The organism is Pantoea sp. X-Soil-TKNS-1279, from assembly GCF_059730565.1.
The window spans coordinates 2,895,736-2,918,895 of the sequence record NZ_AP035948.1; the positions used below are offsets into that span (position 1 = coordinate 2,895,736).

Here is a 23,160-nt window from a genome sequence, read left to right on the forward strand (position 1 = left end):
AACTGGCGTTAACTTGCTTCCCGCAGATGCCTAAAGTAGCCTTTAACCATTACTTTTTCCGCCAACCGAGTGCCTGCGTGCATGATTAAACGCATTTTCATTGGTCTGCTTTTCATCATCTTACTGATGATGGCGACCGCGCTTGGCCTCGATCGCTGGATTAGCTGGAAAACGGCTCCTTACATCTATGAAAACGTTGCCTCGCTGCCGCATCGGCAGGTCGGCGTGGTGTTAGGCACTGCCAAGTATTATCGTACCGGCGTTATCAACCAGTATTACCTGTATCGCATTCAGGGCGCACTCAACGCCTACAACAGTGGCAAAGTGAATTACCTGCTGCTGAGTGGTGACAATGCGCTGCAAAGCTACAACGAGCCGATGACCATGCGGCGCGATTTGATCAAAGCAGGTGTCGATCCGGCGGATATCGTGCTCGATTATGCTGGATTTCGTACGCTGGACTCGATAGTGCGCACCCGCAAAGTTTTCGACACTAACGATTTCATCATCATTACCCAGCGTTTCCACTGCGAGCGTGCATTGTTTATCGCCTTACATTTAGGGATCCAGGCGCAGTGCTATGCCGTGCCTTCGCCAAAAAATATGCTGACAGTGCGTTTCCGCGAGGTGGGTGCTCGCCTGGGTGCGCTGTCAGATCTTTATCTGATGAAACGTGAACCGCGATTTTTAGGGCCGCTGGTGCCAATCCCGGCACTGCATGAAGTGCCGGAGGATGCACAGAGTTATCCGGCAGTCACACCGGAACAGTTGCTGGAACTGGAACAGAAGCTGAAGAAATAACCCCATGCCGCTACGGGAATAACAAAAGGGCCGCTTATAGCGGCCCTTGTTGTTAACGGTATGGTTATTTCTTGCGTGCGTATTTCAGTGAATCCAACGCCACGGCGAAGATAATGATGCCGCCCTTGATGATGTACTGCCAGTAAGGGTTAACACCGATATAGGTCAGCCCGTAGTTAATAACGGTGAAGATGATCACACCGGTCACCACACCCGCTACCGTACCGACACCACCGGCGAAGGAGACGCCGCCGACCACACAGGCCGCGATCGCATCCAGTTCATACATAAAGCCGAGGTTGTTGGTAGCACTACCGATACGCCCCGCTTCCAGCATCCCACCGAAGGCATAGAACACACCCGACAACGCATACACCAGAATCAGGTTCAACGGGACGTTTACGCCAGAGACTTTCGCCGCTTCCGGGTTACCACCGATAGCGAAGATGTTTTTACCGAAACGCGTTTTGTTCCACAGAATCCACACGAACACGATAGCGATGATGGCGTAGAAGGTGATGTATGACAGTTTGAAATCGCCAAAGCGGAAGAAGCCCTGAGCAAACTTCGAGAAACCCGCATCAAAACCAGCAATCGGCGATGCACCGACAAAGTCGTAATACAGCGAGTTAATACCGTAAACGATGATCATGGTGCCAAGGGTGGTGATGAACGGGGTCACTTTCAGGTAAGCAATAATGACACCGTTCACCAGGCCAATGATACCGCCAATCACACACACGGTGAGGATTACCAACGGAATCGGCACGGTATCGAGATGCGGGAACACCTTGTTGGCGTTATCCATCGCCTGCAACAGCGTTGCTGCCACCACCGCCGCCAGGCCAACCTGACGACCTGCCGACAGGTCAGTACCCTGGGTGACAATTAACCCGGCGACACCGAGTGCGATAATAATACGCACTGATGACTGGGTCAGAATATTACTCAGGTTCATTAAACTTAAAAATGTCGGATCCTGGAAAATAATAATAGCCAGCAGTACCAACAGGACAACGTAAATGCCGCCCTCTTTTAACCAGGTTAGCGCATTCTTTTTAGTAGTCGCTTTCATGTTAAAGCCCTTGCTTCATTAAAGGTGTAATGACGCTAAACGCAGGATTTCATTCTGCGAGGTCGTTTTAGTATCAACAATGCCCGCTACCTGTCCATTACTCATCACCAGAATGCGATCGGTAATGCCCAACAGTTCTGGCATTTCAGAAGAGATAATAATGATGCCCTTTTCTTTCTTCGCCAGCTCAGCAATCAACTGGTAAATTTCGAATTTTGCCCCAACATCAATACCACGAGTGGGTTCATCCAGCATCAGAATTTCCGGCTGAGTGAGCAACCAGCGGCCAATAATTACCTTTTGCTGGTTACCGCCAGAAAGCGAACCAATTTGTGTATGGTGCCCGGGCGTTTTCACCCGCATCGCATCAATCACCCATTGGGTGTCGCTTTTCATGCGTTTATTGTCCAACAGCCCCATATTATTTTTATACTTTCTGATATTAGAAATAAGCGAGTTAAATCCAATATCGAGGTAAGCATAAATACCGGTAGAACGACGTTCTTCCGTGACCAGTGCAAAACCGTGGTTAATGGCTTCGTTGGCGCTGTGGTTATTAATCGCTTTACCGTGCAATTTGATGGTGCCGCCCGATTTTTCGCGAATACCAAACAGCGTTTCGACGATATCGGTACGTTTGGCCCCCACCAGCCCGGCAATACCCAGGATTTCACCTTTATGCAGATCAAACGAGATATCGCGGATCGACGGTTGGCGCAGCGACGTCAAATGACGCACTTCCAGAATCACTTCACCCGGCACGTTGATTTTGTCCGGGAAGCGCTGGTTAAGCGAACGCCCCACCATCATGGCGATGATCTTATCCATATCCAGCCCTTCCAGCGGCTGGGTGGCAATCCATTGTCCATCACGCAGAATGGTAATCTCATCGCATAACTGGAAAATTTCTTCCATCTTATGCGAGATATATACGATGCCGCAGCCACGATCTTTTAACTTACGGATAATAGTAAAAAGATGATTAACTTCTTTTTCCGTCAGCGATGAAGTGGGCTCATCCATAATGACGATTTTGGCGTCATAGGAGAAAGCCTTGGCAATTTCAATCATCTGCATTTGTGAAACAGAAAGATTGGCCACTTTATCGCGTGGGTCGATATCAATATCCAGTTCTTCAAAGATCGCCTTGGTATCGCGATACATTTTATCCTGATCAACAAACACGCCTTTACGCGGATAGCGGCCCAGCCACATGTTATCCATTACGCTGCGTTGCAGAACCAGGTTTAATTCCTGATGCACCATCGACACGCCATTTTCCAGCGCCTCTTTGGAGCTTTTGTAATCAATTTCCTCACCCTGAAACAGGATGCTCCCCGTATCCTTTTTATAAATCCCAAACAGACATTTTAATAATGTGGATTTCCCGGCACCGTTTTCACCCATTAATGCGTGAACTGAGTGAGGGCGCACTTTTAAATTCACATTATCTAAGGCTTTAACCCCTGGAAATGATTTTGAGACATTCGTCATCTCCAGCAGATATTCACGCTGTGTGGTCGGATTATCACTGGCCATAATTTACCTGGCTAAAAAAAGCGTTGGTCAGATGCAATAAGGCGCGGCGAAACGCCGCGCCCAGGACGGATTACTTCACAAACTGGGACAGATTTTCTTTATCTACCGGTACATAAGGAACGCGGACGATCTTATCAACCATCTTGAAGTTGGTACCTTCAGTCGCTGGCTTGCCGTCAGCCAGGTTTTTCGCCATATCCAGCGTAGCTTTGGCCTGGTTTTCCGCATCGTTCAGCACCGTACCAGCCAGCGCGCCAGATTTGATCAGCGCCAGGGCTTCCGGCAGGGCGTCAACACCGAACACCGGGATAGAGGTCATGTTGTGTGCTTTCAGTGCTTCAACCGCACCCATTGCCATCGCATCGTTGTTGGCGATTACCACTTCGATTTTCTTAGAGTTAGGGCCAGACAACCAGGCGTCCATCTTATCTTTCGCCTGTGCGGTGTCCCACATCGCGGTATCCATCGCTAACTGCTGGGTTTTGATACCGTCTTTGTTCAGGGTATCTATAACGTATTTGGTACGGGCTTCCGCATCCGGGTGCCCCGGTTCGCCTTTCAGCAGCACAAACTGGATTTCGCCATCTTTGTTCAGATCCCACGCCGGAGTCGCTTTCCAGTGTTTCTCAATCAGTTTGCCCTGGATAACGCCAGACTCTTTGGAGTCAGTACCCACGTAGTAGGCTTTGTCATAGCTGGCCAGCACTTTCGCGTTCGGTTCTTTGTTGAAGAACACCACCGGCACATCATTCGCTTTGGCTTTATCAATCACCACCGCCGCTGCCGCCGGGTCTACCAGGTTGATCGCCAGAGCTTTCACGCCTTTGGCCATCAGCACGTCAATCTGGTCGTTCTGTTTTGACTGGTCATTCTGCGAGTCATTCATCAGCAGCTGCACGCCGCCCACTTTCTTCGCTTCACTCTCAATGTCCTTACGCACCATGGACATAAAGTTGTCGTCATATTTGTAAATGGTCACGCCAATACGGGTATCGGCGGCGTGAGCAGTTGCACCAAACATCATGCTGGCAACCAGTGCTGTGAGCGTGAAAACCTTCTTATTCATGGTATCTCCGGTTTTTTTATGCAGGGTATTTCATCGCGCCGTGCTGCTCTGCGGCAGACAACGCAGTCGGTTGAAACTCTCTGATGGGTGGTTGCATAACGCTTAAGCCGAACCCCATCGTTTTCCTTACTTCCCTGTGCGTAACCGCTTCCTGAAGAATGTTGTGAACCATTTCAATCGGCTGCTGAAACCATACCGGGGAAGGAAAACCCGGCGTTACATAATGTTTCAGTCCGGTAAGACGCTGCCATCATAGTGAGCGCCATGTTAATTAACTGTGAATACAATCACAGATTGAAAACGGTTACACTGCCCCATCGCCTGAATTAGTGACGGACTCCACATTTTGCCGCTGGGCCACGGAGTGGCGACGCACCAGCGTTGGCATAAAGCAATGCGTGGCATTGTGATCAAGTTCGCCAGCCGCCCCTTTCAGCGCCAGTTCGGTAGCCAGTTTTGCCATTGAAACAATGGGATAGCGCACCGTGGTCAGTTGCGGATCGGTATAACGCGAGATAGGAATGTCATCGAAACCGATGACGGAGAAATGTTGTGGCACCTGAATGCCGTTATCCTTCAACGCGGTGAGCGCGCCTGCGGCCATGCCGTCGTTATAGGAAAAGACGGCGGTTAAATGTTGGTTACGTCCCAGTAACTCCACCATCGCCGCTTCACCGCCTTGCATATCGGGTTCAGCCTGGGCGATCCAACTCTCTGGCGGGCGTATTCCCTGCTCTGCCAGCGCCTGCAACCACCCATCACGGCGCTGCGCGACGTCCTCAATCGGATGGCTGGAGCTGAGAAAACCAATGCGTTGATGACCCTGCTGTAACAACATGCGCGTGGCAACCAGCGCACCGGTGACATTATCCAGACAGACGCAACGGTCCTCATAGCCCGGAATAGTACGATTAATCAGTACCATACCCGGAACCTGTTCGAGGAATTGCGCCAACTCGGCGTCTGAAAGCGTTTTCGCGTGTACCACCAGCGCGTTGCAACGCTGGCGGATCAACACCTCAATCGCGTGGCGTTCTTTCTCTTCCTGATGCCAGGAATTGCTGATCAGCACATGTTTATGCATACGTTGAGCAACGGTATCAACCGATTTCACCAACGCACCAAAAAAGGGGTCAGACACGTCCATCACCACGACACCAATGGTATCGCTGACCTGGGTTGCCAGCGCCTGAGCATTGGCGTTGGGGCGATATCCCAAGGTTTCCACCGCCTGTAGCACGGCGTCGCGGGTATCTGGCGTAACGGCACTGCTGTTATTGAGCACTCGCGAGACGGTGGCTACCGACACACCGGCCTGACGGGCGACATCACGAATCGTTATCATGCAGCTGTTCCACAGAGGAGAAAATGCGCCTGGCGCGCGTAACGGCGCTATTCTGTCAGGGCATTTGTGGGCACAGCGTGAATTACGTCACACGGATGAAAACGGTTACATACAATTCTGCAACCTTTGTGATGGCCGTCATTATCTTTACGGGATCGCGTTACTTGATTTACCGGCAGCAAGGGCGGTCAGTTTGCGCCATAGCCACTCCATCGGCCCCTGGCGGAACGCGCGCAACCACAATACGGAAAACAGGATATTAACCAGCCAGATAGCCGGAACGAAAGCCAGCAGGTGCAGCCGGTCAAACTTCATAAACAGGCCAAAACGGTAGAACAGCGTGGTGCAGATTAAGGTCTGAAGCAGGTAGTTACTGAGCGCCATGCGTCCGACACATTGAATGGCAAAGCTGATGCGCATGCGGGCGATTTGCGGCCAGAACCCCAGGCAAAGCGCGGCATAGCCGAGGCTGATAAACGGGCTGGCCACATCGCGCGGCACCTGTAAGTAAAAGCCACTCCACAGGAATTCCCAACCAAGGTGCCACTGGGCGACGATGCCGGGGATGGCAATCAACCAACCCACACCCAGCAACATCATTGCCGCACGTCGATAATGCTGCACGCTGAACTGGCCGCTCAGCCAGCCGCTGCGCATCAGTGCCGCACCGATCAGCATTAATCCCGCCAGTTGCCAGCCGTATTGTGATGCCAGCGCCATCAGGCTGGATGCAAGGTGATCAAGCCGGTTTTGCACCGTCTCCCAACCGCCCAGCAGCTTCCAGTAACGTTCATATTGCAGATCGGCCGCTCCCGGCAACCAGGAACGGCTGGGCTGCGGCGTGGAAATCGCCCCAAACACCACCAGCACCCCACACCCCACCAGATACAGCAGCACGCCAGTTTGCAGCAAGGCTCGTTCGGAGGGCACTTCACGCAGCATGCGCCAGATAATCAGCCCAACCAGGCCATAATCCAGCAGGATATCCCCTTCCCAAAAAAACACCGCGTGGATAAAACCAAGCAGCACCAGCAGCGATAAGCGCGATGTTATCCAGCGGCTGCCGCGCGGGATCTGCATATGCAGACCGGCCCCGAACAATAACGCAAACATTGTGAGGAATTTGAGTTGGGCCAGGCCATCCATGATCGCCCAGGTCCAGGCATCGGACAACGATATGTCACCCTGCCAGGCCGGGTTGAGGTAGGCCGCCGAAGGTAAACCAAAGCCGACAATGTTGAGCAGTAAAATGCCGAGGATGGCGCAACCACGAATGAAATCCAGCGCGAGATAGCGTTGCATCGGGTGTCCTGAGAGAAAAATGAAAACGGGCGGCAAACGCCGCCCAAATTAATTAGTTGTGACGCACTGCGCGCAGAAACTCCTGACGGGTATTCTGGCTGGATTTGAACAAACCACCTAACGAGGTGGTGGTGGTCGCACTGGTGGCATCCTTGACGCCGCGCGCTTTCACGCAGTAATGCACCGCATCGATCGACACCGCCACATTGTTGGTGCCCAGCAACGTTTGCAGCGCCACCAGCACCTGCTGGGTCAGACGCTCCTGCACCTGGGGGCGCTGGGCAAAGAACTGCACGATGCGGTTGATTTTCGACAGGCCAATGACCTTGTCTTTCGGGATATAAGCGACCGTGGCTTTCCCATCGATAATCACAAAGTGATGTTCGCAGGTGCTGGTCAGCGTGATATCACGTACCGTCACCATCTCATCCACTTTCATCTTGTTTTCGATGACGGTGATTTTCGGGAAGTTGGCGTAGTCAAGACCTGAGAAAATTTCATCAACATACATCTTGGCGATGCGATGCGGTGTTTCCATCAGGCTGTCATCTTCCAGGTCGAGATTCAGCAGCTGCATAATTTCGGTCATATGACCGGCGATCTGACGCTTACGGGTTTCGTCGTCCATCTCGCGCACCGGGGCGCGTAACGGCGTTTCCAGGCCACGCGCCAGCAGCGCTTCATGAACCAGGGCGGCTTCCTGACTTAAGGTGCTCATCGTACTCTTCTCCGGCAGGTGATGCGCCCGCAGATTTTTGCCTGCGGGGGAAATTCTGAGCGCGTATTGTGAAACACTCCGCGCCCTTAATCCAGCAATCAATCTGATTGGAGATGAAAGCTTTTCATGGTGCCGCACGACGCAACACCAGAGCTCCGGCCAGCAACAAACCGGCTCCGGCTACCCACAACGCCGGCTCCAGCTGATGCCACAGCAGCGAGGAGATCCACGACAATAATGGCCCACCCAGTTGCCCGACGGCATAACCGGTGGTCAGCAGCCCGGCCAGATAACGTGTATGCTGCGGAGCCAGTTCGCGGCCATACTGCAACGCCAGCTGCACCACGCACAGGAAGCCGCCACCAATTAACGCAGCCCCGATCATCAGGCCATTCAGCCCCGGCATAACACTGGCCGCAATCACCCCCAACGCCTGCGCCCATAACACCAGCGCCAGGCGAAAATGGCTGGTGCCCCAATGTCGGGTCAGGATGCCCAGCACAATCCCCAACACCGCCGCACCGCCGAATACCGGCCAGACAAACTGCGCAAACGCGCTGTGCGGGAAACGCGCAGCAGCCATTTGCGACAGGAAGGTGGCGGGCAGAATATAACCGAATCCGGCCAGGCTGTAGCTCAGCACCAGTCGCTTCAGGTTGCCATTCAGCACCAACGGTGCAGGTGCCTGATCGGGACGATGGAGCTGGCCCTTGCGCGGCAGAAATCGCGCGATGGCGGCAATCAACACCAACGCCAACAGGCCATAAGCGCCCCATGCCAGCGCCGCGCTGGCACCGATGGCGTGCAGCAGTACCGCCAGCATGCCGCTGAGGAAGATGCCGGTACCCGGCCCGGCAAACACCGCCGCCGACAGGCCCGGACGACCGTGGTGCAGCAGCTGCTCATTACTCCACGCCGCCACCAGCACCATCGCCCAACCACTGGCACAACCGATCAGGAAACGGATCAGCCCATGCAACCACGGGCCACTGACGCAGGCGGAGATCAACGTCAGCACCACCGCGCCCCAGACCCCCATCTGTAAACGCCACTCAACGCGTTTGCGTGCGCGCATAGCATCAAAAGAACCGCACAGATAACCGAGGTAGTTGAGCGCCGCCACCAGGCTGGCGCTGGTTAAGGTCAGCTGATGGTCCTGAATCATCAACGGCACCTGCGGCGTGAAAGCAAATCGCCCAATCCCCATAGCAACCACTAAACTTAAGAATGCGCTGAGCGCGACGCGAAACGGCATAACCAACCCCTGATCTTGTTTTATCACTTGCCTCAAGCATGCGCGATGTTTAAACTCACGAAAAGTGAATAATACTAACTAAGTTGTTTACGAGAAGAGAATATGGATTTAGTCCAGTTACGTATGTTCTGTTCTGTAGCCGAAACCGGCTCGCTGGTTCGCGCGGCGGAACAACTGCACCGTGTCCCCTCCAACCTCACTACCCGCCTGCGTCAGCTGGAGGAAGAGTTAGGAGTGGATCTGTTTATCCGCGAGAAACAACGTATCCGTTTGTCGCCGATGGGCCATAACTTTCTGAATTACGCCCAGCGTATTCTGGCGTTGAGCGATGAGGCGCTGAGTATGACACGCGCGGGCGAACCCGGCGGCAATTTTGCCCTCGGCTCGATGGAAAGCACTGCGGCAACCCGTCTGCCTGGCTTGTTGGCGGCTTATCATCAGCGTTTTCCTGCGGTGGCGCTTTCGCTGATCACCGGCACCTCCGGGGAGATCATCGATAAAGTGCGCGAAGGTACACTGGCGGCCGCGCTGGTGGATGGCCCGGTCACCCACGACGACTTAAACGGTTGTATCGCTTTTCGGGAAGAGATGGTGCTGATCACCAGCCTTGAACATAAACCGATTAAAAACGCACGGGATACCCAGGGCGACACGCTGTTTGCCTTCCGTAACAGCTGCTCGTATCGCGTCAAACTTGAGTCCTGGTATCGCGACAGCCAAACCGCACCGGACAGCGTGATGGAAATCCAGTCCTACCACGCCATGATGGCCTGTGTGGCGGGAGGGGCCGGCGTCGCGATGATCCCGGCCTCGGTGCTGAACCAGATGCCGGGTAAAGTTCGGGTACAGGAACACGCGTTGCCACCGGAGTATCGCGACACCGCCACCTGGCTGATGTGGCGGCGTGATGCCTTCACTCCCAACGTGGAAGCGTTGAAGTATTTGATTATTGAACAATTTGACGACCGGCCGCTCAATGATGAGTTAATGCATCCTTTGCATGCTGCTGAGTAATTTTAACCCTTATCACGACCAACGGGCTGTTTGGCCCGCATCTACAGGAAGAGGAATTGCATGAACATGATTAAAACCCGTGCCGCCGTTGCCTGGGCAGCTGGTGAACCGCTGAAAATCGAAGAAGTGGATCTGATGCCACCACAGAAAGGCGAAGTGCTGGTGCGCATTGTGGCGACCGGTGTGTGCCATACCGATGCTTATACCCTGTCGGGTAAAGATCCGGAAGGCGTGTTCCCGGCGATCCTTGGCCATGAAGGCGGCGGCATCGTGGAAGCGGTTGGTGAGGGTGTGACCAGCGTGGCCGTCGGCGATCATGTGATCCCGCTGTACACCCCGGAGTGTGGCAAATGTAAGTTCTGCCTGTCGGGCAAAACCAACCTGTGCCAGGCGATTCGCGCCACCCAGGGCAAAGGCTTGATGCCGGATGGCACCACCCGTTTCTTTAAAGACGGTCAGCCGATTTTCCATTATATGGGTACCTCGACCTTCTCTGAGTACACCGTCGTGCCGGAAATTTCGCTGGCGAAAATCAGCAAAGAAGCGCCGCTGGAAGAAGTGTGCCTGCTGGGCTGTGGCGTCACCACCGGTATGGGTGCGGTGATGAACACCGCCAAGGTGAAAGAAGGCGATACCGTGGCGATCTTCGGCCTGGGCGGTATCGGTCTGTCGGCGATTATCGGCGCGAAAATGGCGAAAGCTGGCCGCATTATCGGTATCGATCTCAACACCAGTAAATTCGATCTGGCACGCAAACTGGGCGCCACCGATCTGATTAACCCGAAAGATTATGACAAGCCGATTCAGGATGTCATCGTCGAGTTGACGGATGGCGGCGTGGATTTCTCATTCGAATGTATCGGTAACGTCAACGTGATGCGCTCCGCGCTGGAATGCTGCCACAAGGGTTGGGGCGAATCCGTGATCATCGGTGTGGCCGGTGCCGGGGAAGAGATCTCCACCCGTCCGTTCCAGTTGGTGACCGGTCGCGTATGGCGTGGTTCCGCATTCGGCGGGGTGAAAGGTCGTACCCAGCTGCCGGGTATCGTGCAGGATTACCTCGACGGGAAATTCGCGCTCAACGATTTCATCACCCACACCATGCCGCTGGAAGAGATTAACGACGCCTTTGAGTTGATGCATGAAGGAAAATCCATCCGCTCGGTGGTGCATTTCAACAAATAAGCAGGAGGCGTTATGGCATCCACTCTGGAATTGCTGGAAGAACATCGCATGTTTGGTGGCTGGCAACAGCGCTGGCGGCATCATTCAGCGGTGCTGAACTGCCCGATGATCTTCAGCATTTTTTTGCCGCCGCCGCAAGACGACACACCGCCGCCGGTGGTGTGGTTCCTCGCCGGACTGACCTGTACCGACGAGAACTTCACCACCAAAGCGGGTGCGCAGCGCGTGGCGGCGCAGTTGGGTCTGGTGCTGATTATGCCGGATACCAGCCCACGCGGTGACGATGTGGCGAATGACAGTGCTTATGATCTGGGCCAGGGCGCGGGGTTCTACCTCAACGCCACCCAGCAACCGTGGGCCGCGCATTACCGCATGTTCGATTATCTCAGCAAGGAGTTACCGGCACTGGTCGCCGATAACTTCAAGTTGAGCGAACGACAGTCGATTATGGGGCATTCGATGGGCGGCCACGGCGCATTGCTGCTGGCGCTGCGCCTGAGCGGACGTTTCTCTTCGGTGTCCGCTTTTGCACCCATCGTAAATCCGACGGAAGTGCCGTGGGGACAAAAGGCGTTCAGCGCTTATCTGGGCGAGGATCGTGCCGCCTGGCGTGAGTACGATAGCTGCCTGTTGATGAGTGAGGTGGAAAATCGCCTGCCAATCCTGATCGATCAGGGTGACAACGATCAGTTCCTGGCGGATCAACTGCGTCCGGAACGTCTGGAAGAAGTGGCGCGCGAACAGGGTTTCCCGCTGGAGTTACGTATCCAGCCGGGCTACGACCACAGCTACTTCTTTATCGCCAGCTTTGTTGAAGACCATCTGCGTTTTCACGCGAAGCATTTACTGGTGTAACTGACAAAACCTACACGTAGCTACCGTCTTGGACGTCAAGCGGTAGCTGCGTAATTTTCATCCCACTTTATCCGCGTTTTCAGCACCCCGAAGCACTGATGAACCAGCTTGCGCATCACCGCTCCAAGCGCGGCCTTGCTGGCTTTGCCCTTCGCGATTAGCCTCTGGTACAGCGCCTTCGCCGGGGCATTCCACCTGATCGCTACGATCGCCGCCATATACAGTTTCGCCCTTACGTCTGCCGGGCCTGTTTTTGACATCCGCGCACGCCCCCTGACTGAGCTCCCGGACGTTTTTTCCACCGGTACCACACCCAGCCACGCAGCGACCTGTGAAGCACTCCGGAACGGACACGAGCGCAGCACCGACAGCATTGTCGTGCCCACCACGCTGCCTATTCCTTTTATCGATTCCAGCAGCTCACGGTCTTCCTTCAGACCCGGATGATTATCTGTGTGGTCTGAGATGAGCGCTTCAATACGCTTCAGCTCGTCCCTGTGGGCTTTCAGGGTTCTCTCCAGCGAGTCAATGATTTCAGGCGCTGTGCGGGTTGAATGGGCTTTTTCCAGTCGGTTCTCCGCCCGCTGGACATCAGCCTGAAGTGAGTCCCGCAGACGCGTCAGCTCCCGAAGTTTACGGACCTCCGGGGAGGGAGGCACCCAGGCATCAGGCTGTTTCAGTTCGCCATAACGGGCCAGGACGTAAGCATCAACGGAGTCGTTTTTAGTCAGGATAGCCATTCCACGGGCGAACTCCCTGACCCGCTGAGGATTGCTGATGCAGACCGTGACGGGAGTATTTTCATGAAGACCGAAGGCGACGTTTTCGTGATAAATGCCGGTCGCTTCGAGCACCACCATCACCTGTTCAGGATGGCATTTTTGCCTGATTAACCAGTCATTTATCTCCCGATCGGCGCCGGGATGATTTTTGAGGGTTTTGGTTTTCTTTTTCCCGTTGCCGGGCAACAGGCAGAGGTCGAGTTTGTTTTTACTGACATCAATACCGAGATAAATCATAAGGCAGCTCCCTTTCACATGAACCATCACGCCATCTTGCCTTGTACATACGAAGTCAGAGCTTCTGGTTACCGTTCAGAGTAGATGCTGGCGTGAAAGGAGAAACGGAGGGCTTTAAGCTACGGCACAAGATCGGGTCTTAAGCGGCGCGACAAGCTGCCTCCGTTTCGTGTAACGGGTAGCTAACCAGTTACAACTTCAAGATACAAGCGGCGCGATTTATAGCGCGAGTCTTGAGCACGCAGCTCGAAAAAAACGCGCGATAAATCGCGCCGCTACGAACTCCTTAAATGATAGATTCGGCTACCAGCCCATCAATCATCACCTGCGGCATACCACGCGAGCAGCATTCAATGCGGCCGCGCACCCCATAAACCTGAGCCAGCGTCTCCGGCGTGATCACCTGAACCGGCTCGCCGTCAGCCAGCAGCGTCCCGTTTTTCAACATCAACGCATGATCGGCATGGCGCAGCGCAATGTTGATATCATGTACCACCACCACCGTGACGATATTGCGCAATTGCGTTTCACGGCGTACCAGATCCATAACGTGGAACTGATAGTTAAGGTCCAACGCACTGAGCGGCTCATCGAGCAGCAACAGCTCCGGGCGACGAATTAAGGATTGTGCCAAACCGACTAACTGTTTCTGCCCACCCGAGAGTTGGTCCAGATAGCGCATTGCCAGATGCGCAATGCCCAACTGATCCAGCAGATGCATAATTTCTGCTTCGCTGGCTGCGCTGTGCAGACCACCGGAAGCGCGCTGCGCGACAATGATCGACTCCAGCACATGCAGATGCACCCCGGCGGGTAGGGTCTGTGGCAAATAAACCACACGCTGGGCACGACGGGCAAACGGCTGAGTCATCAACTCTTCACCATTCAACCACAACTCGCCCTCCCCCTTGCTTAACCCTGCCAACGCACGTAGCAACGTCGACTTACCACAGCCATTTGGCCCCAGCAGCACAGTGATTTTACCGCGAGGCAGTTGCGGCACGTTGAGGTCTTCGATGACTTTGCGTTTGGGGTAGCCCGCGTAAAAGTGGCTGAGACGTAATCCTTGCTCCATCACACATTCCCCCGATGACGCAAAATAATACTCAGGAAGAACGGCACGCCAACCAGAGAGGTCACGATACCGACCGGAATGATGACGCCGGGGATCAGGTTTTTCGATGCCACAGAAGCCAGCGACAGCACCAGCGCACCGATCAGCGCACTGGCAGGCAGATAATAGCGATGGTCTTCACCGAACATCATACGGGCAATATGCGGCGCCACCAGGCCAATAAAGCCAATCGGCCCAACAAACGCCACTGCCAGCGCAGAAAGGATACTGATACGCAGCAGGGTGGCGAGGCGCAGACGGCGCACGTCGATACCGAAGCTGATGGCACGATCTTCACCAAGACGCAGCGCGGTCAGCTTCCAGCTACTGAGCATCGAGAAAGGCAGCAGAATGGCAAACGCAGCGGTTAGCACGCCGAGTTTCTCCCAGGATGCGCGCGCCAGACTGCCCATAGTCCAGAACACCAATCCCTGAAGCGTATCTTCGCTGGCGATAAACTGCATCATCGACACCAGCGCATTAAAGGTAAACACCAGCGCGATACCAAACAGCACCACGCCTGAGGTAGAGACTCGCGTCCAACGTGTAATGCCGTCCAGCATCAGCGCGGCAAACAGCGCGAAGATAAAGGCGTTAGCCGAGATAAACCACTGGTCCGGTACGCCGGGAATACCAATGCCGAGAATAATCGCCAGCGCCGCACCAAAAGCCGCCGCAGAAGAGACACCAAGGGTGAAAGGGCTGGCCAGCGGGTTATTAAGGATGGTTTGCATCTCCGCACCGGCAAGCCCGAGCGAGAATCCGACCACAATCGCCATCAGCGCATAAGGCAGGCGGATATCCCAGACAATCACCCGTGTACCCGCATCGACGCTATCGGGGTGCGTCAGGGTTTGCCACAGGGTATCTAGTGAAAGACCGGCCGGGCCAAGAGTGAAATCGAGAATTAATGATGCCAGAATCGCCAGCACCAGAACGCCAATCAGCAACATCCTCTGACGCAGCACCTGGTGATAGCGCGTCATGGTATCGATATCGTTGCTGTTTTCCGCCACCAGCGCGGCTTCCGTGGTACGCATTGATCTACCTGTTCCCCGTTGCAATCATAACGGCTGCCACAATAGAGCAGGTGATAATAATTATCAATCTTATGTGTTTTACAGATGAAGGCATATGTTGCATATCGCTTACAAATCATTGGTTGAATAAAGCCACTTACAGGACACAAAACTGCCAGCGCATCAGCTCAGGCTCCTATAGTTAGTAAATTCATCAGATTTATTCATGATAAAAACCTCATTTTTGATAGAGAGCGTCTGAGAAGCAATCTGATAAACGGTATGCTAACTGGCTGTTTTTATTTTATCCATGCGAAAATGAGCAGATATCGACATCTTAATTCATTATAAATCACATCATTGTCAGCCATAAAAAATCGATGCTATAACAATTTCGAAATATTTTATTATATTTCCCGGAAATCATGACGTTTGTTGTAGATACATAATTAATCGTAACTTTAAATAATGAGGTTTATTATGAGCAATATCGATAACATTTCTAGCCTTTACCAAAATCCACCTGAAGAAATTAATAAAGATCTGGAGGGTAATAGTTTCACAGATATGATTTTTCAAACCAAATCTGTTGCCTCAGCTGCATTTGACAAACTCGCCTACCTTGCAGGCATTAAAAACGCCCCCGCAGATGATAAATATGCACAATTAGATACCACCAATCTTAGTGCGCTATTGAAAAGCGCTGAGAGCCTGGGTTACGACATAGAAGTCGTGAATATTTAACATCAAAAGGCAGCCGAGTGGCTGCCTTGATGAGGGAATTAAAATGAAAAATGAAGTTACTACACTGAATGAAAAAATCAATATAGATGGCTTACATTGGATTCCACGCTGGAGAGTTAATAATGGAAAAATAGACTCTTACGTTATTCCATTTCCTACAACACACCCTGTAAACATTGTATTTCACGGCGAAAGGGAATTTAAATATGGGCAATACGGAATTCACCTTGGACAGCAAGACATATTGACGTTCCTGGGAGATGAAACTCAAAAAATCACTGCAAAATTTATTGATTGCAGAAAAAAATCAATAACATTCAGGAACTATCTGGAATTTGAAATCACCCCTTCATCAACAAAAACGCTGATCATACCACCAGGTGTGGCACATACATTTCATAACCTCGAAAACGTATTCACGCTTAATACGTATAAAATATTTTTACCCACGATTTATCAGTTATCTGATAAAAGTCTTCAATGGTCCCCTGCTAATGATGTCATAAACATACCTGAGAATATCATTCCTGAAGAAATTGAAGGATACGATCCAATGACTGAGGAGGCCTCGACTCTTGTTTATCATCGAATAGGTGAGTTTCAGGAAGAAAACTTAACAAATCACATGTTTCAACATCCTGAGACACGAGAGTTTACTTTAAATGATGGTAGCCACGTTAACCTGAGAATTCGTGAGAAAAATGTTAAAGAAAAAGAGCTAAAACTACCAACATCTAAAATACAAGGAGTGACATTCAAACAACTACCATCCATTAAAACAGGGAAAGAGAGTTGCATTATTCCACTAACAAGAAAGTCTCCTATGTACATTGTTGAACATGGTTCCGATAGTTATGACTTTGATTCTTACGGATTACATTTGGGACAAGAGGATCATCTAATCTTTCTTGGAAATTCCACTCATGAAATAACGCTAAAACTGGTAGATATGAGAGAGGGTTCTGCCACTTTATTCACTGAAGAAGAAATCACATTCACTCCACACCCAAACGTGGAACTAATAATACCATGTGGTGTAGCACATGCGCTTTTAAATATGGCACGCATAACCACCATAAATAGACCAGTCATTTTTTTGGATGATACAAATGAATACGTCCCCGGTCACGATGTCATCGACTGGCCGATTGGTAATAAAAATTACCTGAGTTACAAAACAAATCAAATAGAAGCTGGGACCGAGTATTACCAGTTTCTTGTTTCAAAACAGAGAGAAATTACCAGAGATGCACCAACGCATCGGACACCAAAATCGGTCGTTGTTTTCGATAAAAACAACGGAAAATACGTCAAAGTACTATTGAAAGAAAAGGTCTGAATTTAATCATGGGTATCACATATTTTTACATGCTGTTTTCAGTATTGCTTGCAGATGGGTTAATGGTTTTCTTAACTCCAGTTGTTGTCTATCAACTTACGAGCAGTATTGAATATGCTGGCCTGAGCTATGCACTATGGTGGTTACCCCGAATTTTTTTAGTCCCTTTGATTGGTCGTTATATTGACCGTTTAGGGGTCAGACTCTTGTCTATTCTATCAGACAGTGTAAAAATCGCAGGGTGTTTATTCCTTGCAACACACGAATTCTCATCAGACTTACTGATTGCAATATCATTTGGAATCACAGGTAGTTTGATCTCAATCGGTAATTCACAAACATTAATTTCTTATGAGAAGATAATTTCTCTAATCAGCCAGGATAAAGAGCATCATGCCAACCTTATGTCAAGAATGGATTTCCTGGGCATGGTAATCGGTCCACTTATTGGCATTTCCCTGATTGACTACGGATACCATTACTTATTATTTTTACCCTGCACTCTTTATTTAGGAAATGCTATTTTCTTCTACAGCCGACATGACTACAAAGTAAACAATTCGTATAATGACCTCAAAAATGAAGATTCACCTACGATGAAGAAAACCTTTTTATTCATATTTTCGGCACCGCTTCTTATCTTTTCAGTATTCATCGCTATTGGAAACAATATGTTCGACGGCCTGGTTGAATCTGCTGGTTCGGGACTAATAGATCAGGTTATGGGATTGCCTGTGAAATATTTTGGCTTAATCGATATAGTTGCCGGACTATGTGGTGTAGCAGGCACCTTCATCTATGGAATAATAAAGAAACATACTAATCGAAGTACCCTACTATCCTTTTCGGTAGTTTTAATTGTTTTTTCTTCTTTTACACTTATTGTTTTCCAGAATTCCCTATGGGTTTTTGTTGGTTGCTATGGCATTTCAATAATAGGAAAAGTCTTCTCAGGTAACATTTGTCGGATAATCAGGATTGAGATAATACCTGCTAACATCTTTGCCAGTACATCATCTGTCATCGTCTTGTTAAATCAAATGATTTTGCCCTGTATTGGATTGCTATTGTTTCTTTCCAATGGCTCAACCATGACCGTCTTTTTGATGATGGCATCAGCCGTAGCAATCACCTTTCTGGCAGGCTGTTTCCTGAGTATCTCATTGAGCAAAATCACAAGCCTGAATGAAAAAAATACCAGTCAGGTTTAGCTGACTGGCATTCAATAGTTGCGATCTATCTCAGCTTGCGCCGATTACTCTTTAAACGTCGGGAAATCCATTTCGTTGTATTTCACAAAACGGGTGCCACGCACCAGCTTGTAACCCAACCAAATCACCAGGAACAGTGGAATACCGATATAGGTTGCCGCCACGCCGTACCAGTCAATACGGTCTGCCAGGAACGCCTGATAATTCTGGCCCAGTGTAATAATCAGACACAGCACAAACGCGAAGATCGGTCCAAGCGGGAAGAAACCTGAGCGATAAGGTAAATCCGCCAGATCCCTGCCCTGCGCCATATAGCCGCGACGGAAACGATAGTGGCTGATGGCAATGCCCAACCAGGCGATAAAGCCGGTCATACCCGAGGTGTTCAGCAACCACAGATAAACTTCCTGGTTACCAAATTTCGAGGTCAGGAAGCACAGCCCGGCAACCACGGTGGTGGCATACAGCGCGTTACGCGGCACACCGCCTTTCGACAGTTTGCCAAAAATACGCGGGGCTTTACCTTCACGCGCCAGATTGAACAGCATACGGGTCGAGGCATACATGCCAGAGTTACCCGCTGACAACACCGCCGTCAGGATCACCGCATTCATCACCGCCGCCGCAGACAGCAAACCGGCATTCTGGAACACCAGGGTGAACGGGCTGATGCTGATATCGGTGATGTCGTTATGCAGCAGCTTAGGATCGGTATACGGCAGAATCAGGCTGATGATCAGAATGGCGAACACGTAAAACAGCAGGATACGCCAGAACACCTGACGTACCGCACGCGGAATATTCTTGCCCGGATCTTCAGACTCTCCCGCAGCGATACCAATCAGTTCGGTACCCTGGAAGGAGAAACCAACAATCATTGCCACGCCAATCATCGCGGCAAAACCACCAGCAAACGGCGCATCCGCTACCGTCCAGTTATGCCAGCCCGCATTTTCCGCGCCACGCATAATGCCGACGATCATCAACACGCCGACCACAATAAAGATAATCACGGTGGCGACTTTAATCAGCGAGAACCAATATTCCGCTTCACCAAAGCCTTTAACCGAGATGTAGTTGAGCAGGAACATCAGGCCGAGGAACAGCGCGCTCCAGATCCAGCCGGGGGTATCCGGGAACCAGTAGTTCATTACCAGCTGAGAAGCGACGAGATCGACCGCGATGGTCACTGCCCAGTTGTACCAGTAGTTCCAACCCAGCGCGAAGCCGAAGCCCTCTTCCACGTATTTGGCACCGTAGGTGGCAAAGGAACCGGACACTGGCATAAAGGCGGCCAGTTCGCCGAGGCTGGTCATCAGGAAGTAAACCATCAGCCCGATCAGCGCATAGGAGAGCAGCGCACCGCCCGGACCAGCCTGAGAGATGGTGGCACCCGAGGCGACAAATAGACCAGTGCCGATCGATCCACCAATGGCGATCATAGTGAGATGGCGCGCTTTTAATTCACGGCGCAGCCCAGGTTGTTGTGTTGTTTTTGAGTCATTATGCATGTGTAAACGCTATGCTGAATAAAAATAAGGCGCGATTGTAGCAGCTAAGCCTGCTCTGTATAGCATTCACGTCGGGTTATTAGTTACGTTCATAATCGTTACAAAATTATTAGCCAGTTGCGTTTACTCGCGGCAATACGTCAGGAAACGGTTGAGTGCTTTTGACAGATGTTTCTGCCGATGATGGATGCGATACAGGGTGCGTGTCAGACGCGGCAGCGGCACCGCTACCTCAACCAACGTGCCGGCTTCCAGCAGATCAGCAATCACCCGCCGTGACAGGCAACTGATGCCCATCCCGTGGCGCACCGCGTGTTTGATCGCCTCGGAATTACCCAATTCCATACCCAGTTGGAACTGCGGCAAATGCGACAGCAGCAGATAATCGACGATTTCACGCGTACCGGAACCGCGCTCACGCAGGATCCAGGGGGCTGCCGCCAGACTTGCCAGGGTGATCGGTTGTTGCAGGATGGCGGCATCTGGCGCGGCAAACACCACCAACTCATCTTCCAACCAGGGTTCGCTAATCAATTCCGGCATATGGCATGGCCCTTCAATCAGACCAATATCCACGCGGAAATCAGCCACCGCATTAATGGCATCCTGGCTGTTACCCACGCTCAGTTCCAGCGGCAACGTGGGAAAATCGCGCCGATACGCCGCAATCATGCCCGGCAACAGGTAGTTGCCGATGGTGCTGCTGGCGAACAGACGGATCGCCCCGTTGTCCTCTTTAAACAGCTGCTCGATTTCGCCAGCCTGCTCCAGTAACCCAACGGCGCGCGGATAAAGCAGACGACCATGCTCGTTTAACACCAGACGTTTGCCGACCCGGTCAAACAGTTGCACGGCAAGCTGGCTTTCCAAATCCGCCAGCGCGGCGCTTACCGCCGACTGCGACAGCGCCAAAACCTGCGACGCCTGCGTCGTTGAGCCACTTTTCAGTACTTCAGTAAAAACCTCGATCTGACGCAGCGTAATGTGCACGCGTCCTCCTCACATTGCTTACCACTTAAAATGGTTAATTATAAATATATTATCAATTTCACTTTTAAGCCAGCCAGGCGCACGCTAAAGACCTACTAAGGAGAAGTGTATGGCTGACATAAGCGTAAGCAAAACCCCGTTTCCCTTTCATCACTGGCTACCCGGCTTGCTGCTGACTGCCGCCATTGCGGGCTGTGCCGCGTTACTGGCTCAGCAGCCCTGGCTGGCTGGCGCAGGGTTTGGTGCATTAACGCTGGCGATTATTTTGGGCATCCTGCTCGGGAACAGCCTCTATCCCCGTCTGGCCAGCCAATGTGATAGCGGCGTGCTGCTGGCGAAACAGCGTCTGTTGCGTCTCGGCATTATTCTGTATGGCTTTCGCATTACCCTACAGCAAATTGGTGATGTTGGCCTGAGTGGCGTGTTGATTGATGTGCTGGTGCTCAGCTCGACTTTCATGTTGACCTGTTTTCTCGGCATTCGCCTGCTGAAAATGGATCGCGAAACCGTGTGGCTGATTGGTGCGGGTAGCAGCATCTGTGGGGCAGCGGCAGTACTCGCCAGCGAACCGATTATCAAAGCCGAGCCGTCAAAAGTGGCCGTCGCGGTCGCCACCGTGGTGCTGTTTGGCACCCTTGGCATCCTGTTATATCCGGTGATCTGGACGCTGATACCGCCGGTCAGTGAAGCGCATTTTGGCATCTACACCGGTTCGACGCTGCATGAAGTGGCTCAGGTAGTTGCTGCCGGTCATGCTATTGGCGCGGATGCGGAAAACAACGCGGTGATCGCCAAGATGCTGCGCGTGATGATGCTGGCCCCTTTTCTGCTGGTGCTGGGCAGTTGGTTACGCCGTCAGCGCAGTCACAGCAGTACGCGTTCTCAACCGGTGGCCTTTCCGTGGTTTGCCCTGCTGTTTATTGGCGTGGCGTTGTTTAACTCATTGCATCTGTTGCCTGCCAACGTTGTGGGTGGCATCAACCAACTGACAAACCTGATGCTGGCGATGGCGATGGCCGCGCTTGGCTTGACCACCCGCTTTAGCGCGTTGAAGCAGGCTGGCGTTAAACCTCTGCTGCTGGGATCGATGGTGTTTATCTGGCTGATTATCGGTGGCGGCGCACTGAATGTGCTGGTGCAACATTTCATGGCCCAGGTACATCCGCTATGATGGGCGTTTTGCAAAACCCAGCCCATTCAGGAGAGCGGCATGAAATATATCGGCGCACATGTCAGTGCATCAGGCGGCGTAGACCAGGCAGTGATCCGTGCCCACGAACTGGAAGCCACAGCTTTCGCGCTGTTCACCAAAAATCAGCGCCAGTGGCGCGCCGCCCCCCTCTCCGGCGAGGTGATTGATGCGTTCAAAAGCGCCTGCGAGACGTATAAATTCACACCAGGCCAGATTTTGCCGCACGACAGCTATCTGATTAACCTTGGCCACCCGGTGATGGACGCCCTGGAAAAATCCCGTGATGCCTTTATTGATGAAATGCAACGCGCTGAACAACTTGGCCTGACGTTGTTGAACTTCCATCCGGGCAGCCATCTGCAACAAATTGAAGAAGAGGCCTGCCTGAAACGTATCGCGGAGTCGATCAATATCGCGCTGGAGCAGACGCACAACGTTACAGCCGTGATTGAAAACACCGCCGGTCAGGGCAGCAACCTCGGTTTCCGCTTTGAACATCTCGCGACCATCATTGAACACGTCGAGGATAAATCACGCGTTGGCGTGTGCATTGATACCTGCCATGCCTTTGCCGGGGGTTATGACCTGCGTACGGAAGAGGCCTGTGTCGCGACCTTTGCTGAGTTTGAACGCATTGTTGGTTTTCAGTATCTGCGCGGGATGCATTTGAATGATGCCAAGAGCACCCTCGGCAGCCGTGTTGACCGTCATCACAGCCTTGGCGAAGGCAATATCGGTAAAACCGTGTTTAGCTGGCTGATGAAAGATGCACGCTTTGATGGTATCCCGATGATTCTGGAGACTATCAACCCGGACATCTGGAAAGACGAAATTGCCTGGCTGAAGTCGGAACAGCAAGGATAAAA

Annotated in this window: 21 protein-coding genes; 9 read left to right on the forward strand and 12 right to left on the reverse strand. The window is 52.0% G+C overall.

Annotated elements, in window-relative coordinates:
• The first annotated feature begins 81 nt into the window (after positions 1 to 81).
• Positions 82 to 801 (forward strand): outer membrane permeability protein SanA, encoded by a 720-nt coding sequence (gene sanA / locus AC6I8N_RS13550; RefSeq protein WP_497829272.1) that lies wholly within the window; start codon positions 82 to 84, stop codon positions 799 to 801.
• Positions 802 to 865: 64 nt separating this feature from the next.
• On the opposite strand, the gene mglC is transcribed toward sanA, so the two are convergent.
• The 7 genes from mglC to AC6I8N_RS13585 form a co-directional block, all read right to left on the reverse strand.
• Positions 866 to 1,876, reverse strand: a complete 1,011-nt coding sequence (mglC, locus tag AC6I8N_RS13555; RefSeq protein ID WP_013509791.1) for a galactose/methyl galactoside ABC transporter permease MglC — start codon at positions 1,874 to 1,876, stop codon at positions 866 to 868.
• An 18-nt stretch (positions 1,877 to 1,894) separates the two neighbouring features.
• Positions 1,895 to 3,415 (reverse strand): galactose/methyl galactoside ABC transporter ATP-binding protein MglA, encoded by a 1,521-nt coding sequence (gene mglA / locus AC6I8N_RS13560; protein WP_021184992.1) that lies wholly within the window; start codon positions 3,413 to 3,415, stop codon positions 1,895 to 1,897.
• A 70-nt stretch (positions 3,416 to 3,485) separates the two neighbouring features.
• Entirely contained in the window at positions 3,486 to 4,481 is a 996-nt protein-coding gene (gene mglB / locus AC6I8N_RS13565) for a galactose/glucose ABC transporter substrate-binding protein MglB (protein WP_021184993.1), read from the reverse strand.
• 304 nt (positions 4,482 to 4,785) lie between these two features.
• On the reverse strand, positions 4,786 to 5,826 hold the full coding sequence (gene galS, locus AC6I8N_RS13570; RefSeq protein ID WP_497829273.1) for an HTH-type transcriptional regulator GalS: 1,041 nt from the start codon (positions 5,824 to 5,826) through the stop codon (positions 4,786 to 4,788).
• Between the two features lie 147 nt (positions 5,827 to 5,973).
• Entirely contained in the window at positions 5,974 to 7,128 is a 1,155-nt protein-coding gene (gene yeiB, locus AC6I8N_RS13575) for a DUF418 domain-containing protein YeiB (protein ID WP_497829274.1), read from the reverse strand.
• 52 nt (positions 7,129 to 7,180) lie between these two features.
• Positions 7,181 to 7,846 carry a GTP cyclohydrolase I FolE gene (folE, locus tag AC6I8N_RS13580; protein ID WP_013509796.1) on the reverse strand — a complete coding sequence of 222 codons (666 nt, stop codon included), beginning with the start codon at positions 7,844 to 7,846 and terminating at the stop codon, positions 7,181 to 7,183.
• 124 nt (positions 7,847 to 7,970) lie between these two features.
• Positions 7,971 to 9,101 (reverse strand): YbfB/YjiJ family MFS transporter, encoded by a 1,131-nt coding sequence (locus AC6I8N_RS13585; RefSeq protein ID WP_497829275.1) that lies wholly within the window; start codon positions 9,099 to 9,101, stop codon positions 7,971 to 7,973.
• Between the two features lie 102 nt (positions 9,102 to 9,203).
• On the opposite strand from AC6I8N_RS13585, the gene ptrR reads away from it, so the two are divergent.
• From ptrR to fghA, 3 genes are read left to right on the forward strand one after another with little or no spacing between them, the layout of a single operon-like run.
• Positions 9,204 to 10,115, forward strand: coding sequence for a putrescine utilization regulator PtrR (gene ptrR / locus AC6I8N_RS13590; RefSeq protein WP_021184997.1), 912 nt, complete (start codon positions 9,204 to 9,206; stop codon positions 10,113 to 10,115).
• A 60-nt stretch (positions 10,116 to 10,175) separates the two neighbouring features.
• Positions 10,176 to 11,300, forward strand: a complete 1,125-nt coding sequence (locus AC6I8N_RS13595; protein ID WP_021184998.1) for an S-(hydroxymethyl)glutathione dehydrogenase/class III alcohol dehydrogenase — start codon at positions 10,176 to 10,178, stop codon at positions 11,298 to 11,300.
• A 12-nt stretch (positions 11,301 to 11,312) separates the two neighbouring features.
• Positions 11,313 to 12,155, forward strand: a complete 843-nt coding sequence (gene fghA, locus AC6I8N_RS13600; RefSeq protein ID WP_497829276.1) for an S-formylglutathione hydrolase — start codon at positions 11,313 to 11,315, stop codon at positions 12,153 to 12,155.
• Between the two features lie 35 nt (positions 12,156 to 12,190).
• Here fghA and AC6I8N_RS13605 read toward each other — a convergent pair whose 3' ends face one another.
• From AC6I8N_RS13605 to AC6I8N_RS13615, 3 genes are all read right to left on the reverse strand, one after another.
• Entirely contained in the window at positions 12,191 to 13,174 is a 984-nt protein-coding gene (locus AC6I8N_RS13605; protein WP_497829277.1) for an IS110 family RNA-guided transposase, read from the reverse strand.
• Positions 13,175 to 13,460: 286 nt separating this feature from the next.
• A complete protein-coding gene (locus AC6I8N_RS13610) occupies positions 13,461 to 14,249 on the reverse strand; it encodes an ABC transporter ATP-binding protein (protein ID WP_021185000.1) in 789 nt (262 codons plus the stop codon).
• On the reverse strand, positions 14,249 to 15,328 hold the full coding sequence (locus tag AC6I8N_RS13615; RefSeq protein ID WP_021185001.1) for a FecCD family ABC transporter permease: 1,080 nt from the start codon (positions 15,326 to 15,328) through the stop codon (positions 14,249 to 14,251). Before AC6I8N_RS13615 ends, AC6I8N_RS13610 begins: the two co-directional genes overlap by 1 nt.
• Before the next feature lie 459 nt (positions 15,329 to 15,787).
• On the opposite strand from AC6I8N_RS13615, the gene AC6I8N_RS13620 reads away from it, so the two are divergent.
• The 3 genes from AC6I8N_RS13620 to AC6I8N_RS13630 are packed head-to-tail and all read left to right on the forward strand — an operon-like array spanning position 15,788 to position 18,601.
• The gene (locus AC6I8N_RS13620; protein WP_021185002.1) at positions 15,788 to 16,051 is read left to right on the forward strand and encodes a hypothetical protein; all 264 of its coding nucleotides are present in this window, start codon (positions 15,788 to 15,790) and stop codon (positions 16,049 to 16,051) included.
• A gap of 43 nt (positions 16,052 to 16,094) precedes the next feature.
• Positions 16,095 to 17,390, forward strand: coding sequence for a dTDP-4-dehydrorhamnose 3,5-epimerase family protein (locus AC6I8N_RS13625; protein WP_497829278.1), 1,296 nt, complete (start codon positions 16,095 to 16,097; stop codon positions 17,388 to 17,390).
• An 8-nt stretch (positions 17,391 to 17,398) separates the two neighbouring features.
• Positions 17,399 to 18,601 (forward strand): MFS transporter, encoded by a 1,203-nt coding sequence (locus AC6I8N_RS13630; RefSeq protein ID WP_497829279.1) that lies wholly within the window; start codon positions 17,399 to 17,401, stop codon positions 18,599 to 18,601.
• Positions 18,602 to 18,645: 44 nt separating this feature from the next.
• Here AC6I8N_RS13630 and AC6I8N_RS13635 read toward each other — a convergent pair whose 3' ends face one another.
• Positions 18,646 to 20,112 carry an amino acid permease gene (locus tag AC6I8N_RS13635; protein ID WP_497829280.1) on the reverse strand — a complete coding sequence of 489 codons (1,467 nt, stop codon included), beginning with the start codon at positions 20,110 to 20,112 and terminating at the stop codon, positions 18,646 to 18,648.
• Between the two features lie 123 nt (positions 20,113 to 20,235).
• A complete protein-coding gene (gene yieE / locus AC6I8N_RS13640) occupies positions 20,236 to 21,102 on the reverse strand; it encodes a DNA-binding transcriptional regulator YeiE (protein ID WP_021185006.1) in 867 nt (288 codons plus the stop codon).
• A gap of 109 nt (positions 21,103 to 21,211) precedes the next feature.
• Here yieE and AC6I8N_RS13645 point away from each other — a divergent pair, with 109 nt between their 5' ends.
• Both AC6I8N_RS13645 and nfo read left to right on the forward strand, forming a co-directional pair.
• Complete coding sequence (locus AC6I8N_RS13645; RefSeq protein ID WP_208723957.1) at positions 21,212 to 22,273, forward strand: YeiH family putative sulfate export transporter; 1,062 nt, start codon at positions 21,212 to 21,214, stop codon at positions 22,271 to 22,273.
• A gap of 39 nt (positions 22,274 to 22,312) precedes the next feature.
• Positions 22,313 to 23,158, forward strand: a complete 846-nt coding sequence (gene nfo / locus AC6I8N_RS13650) for a deoxyribonuclease IV (protein WP_021185008.1) — start codon at positions 22,313 to 22,315, stop codon at positions 23,156 to 23,158.
• Positions 23,159 to 23,160 lie beyond the last annotated feature (2 nt).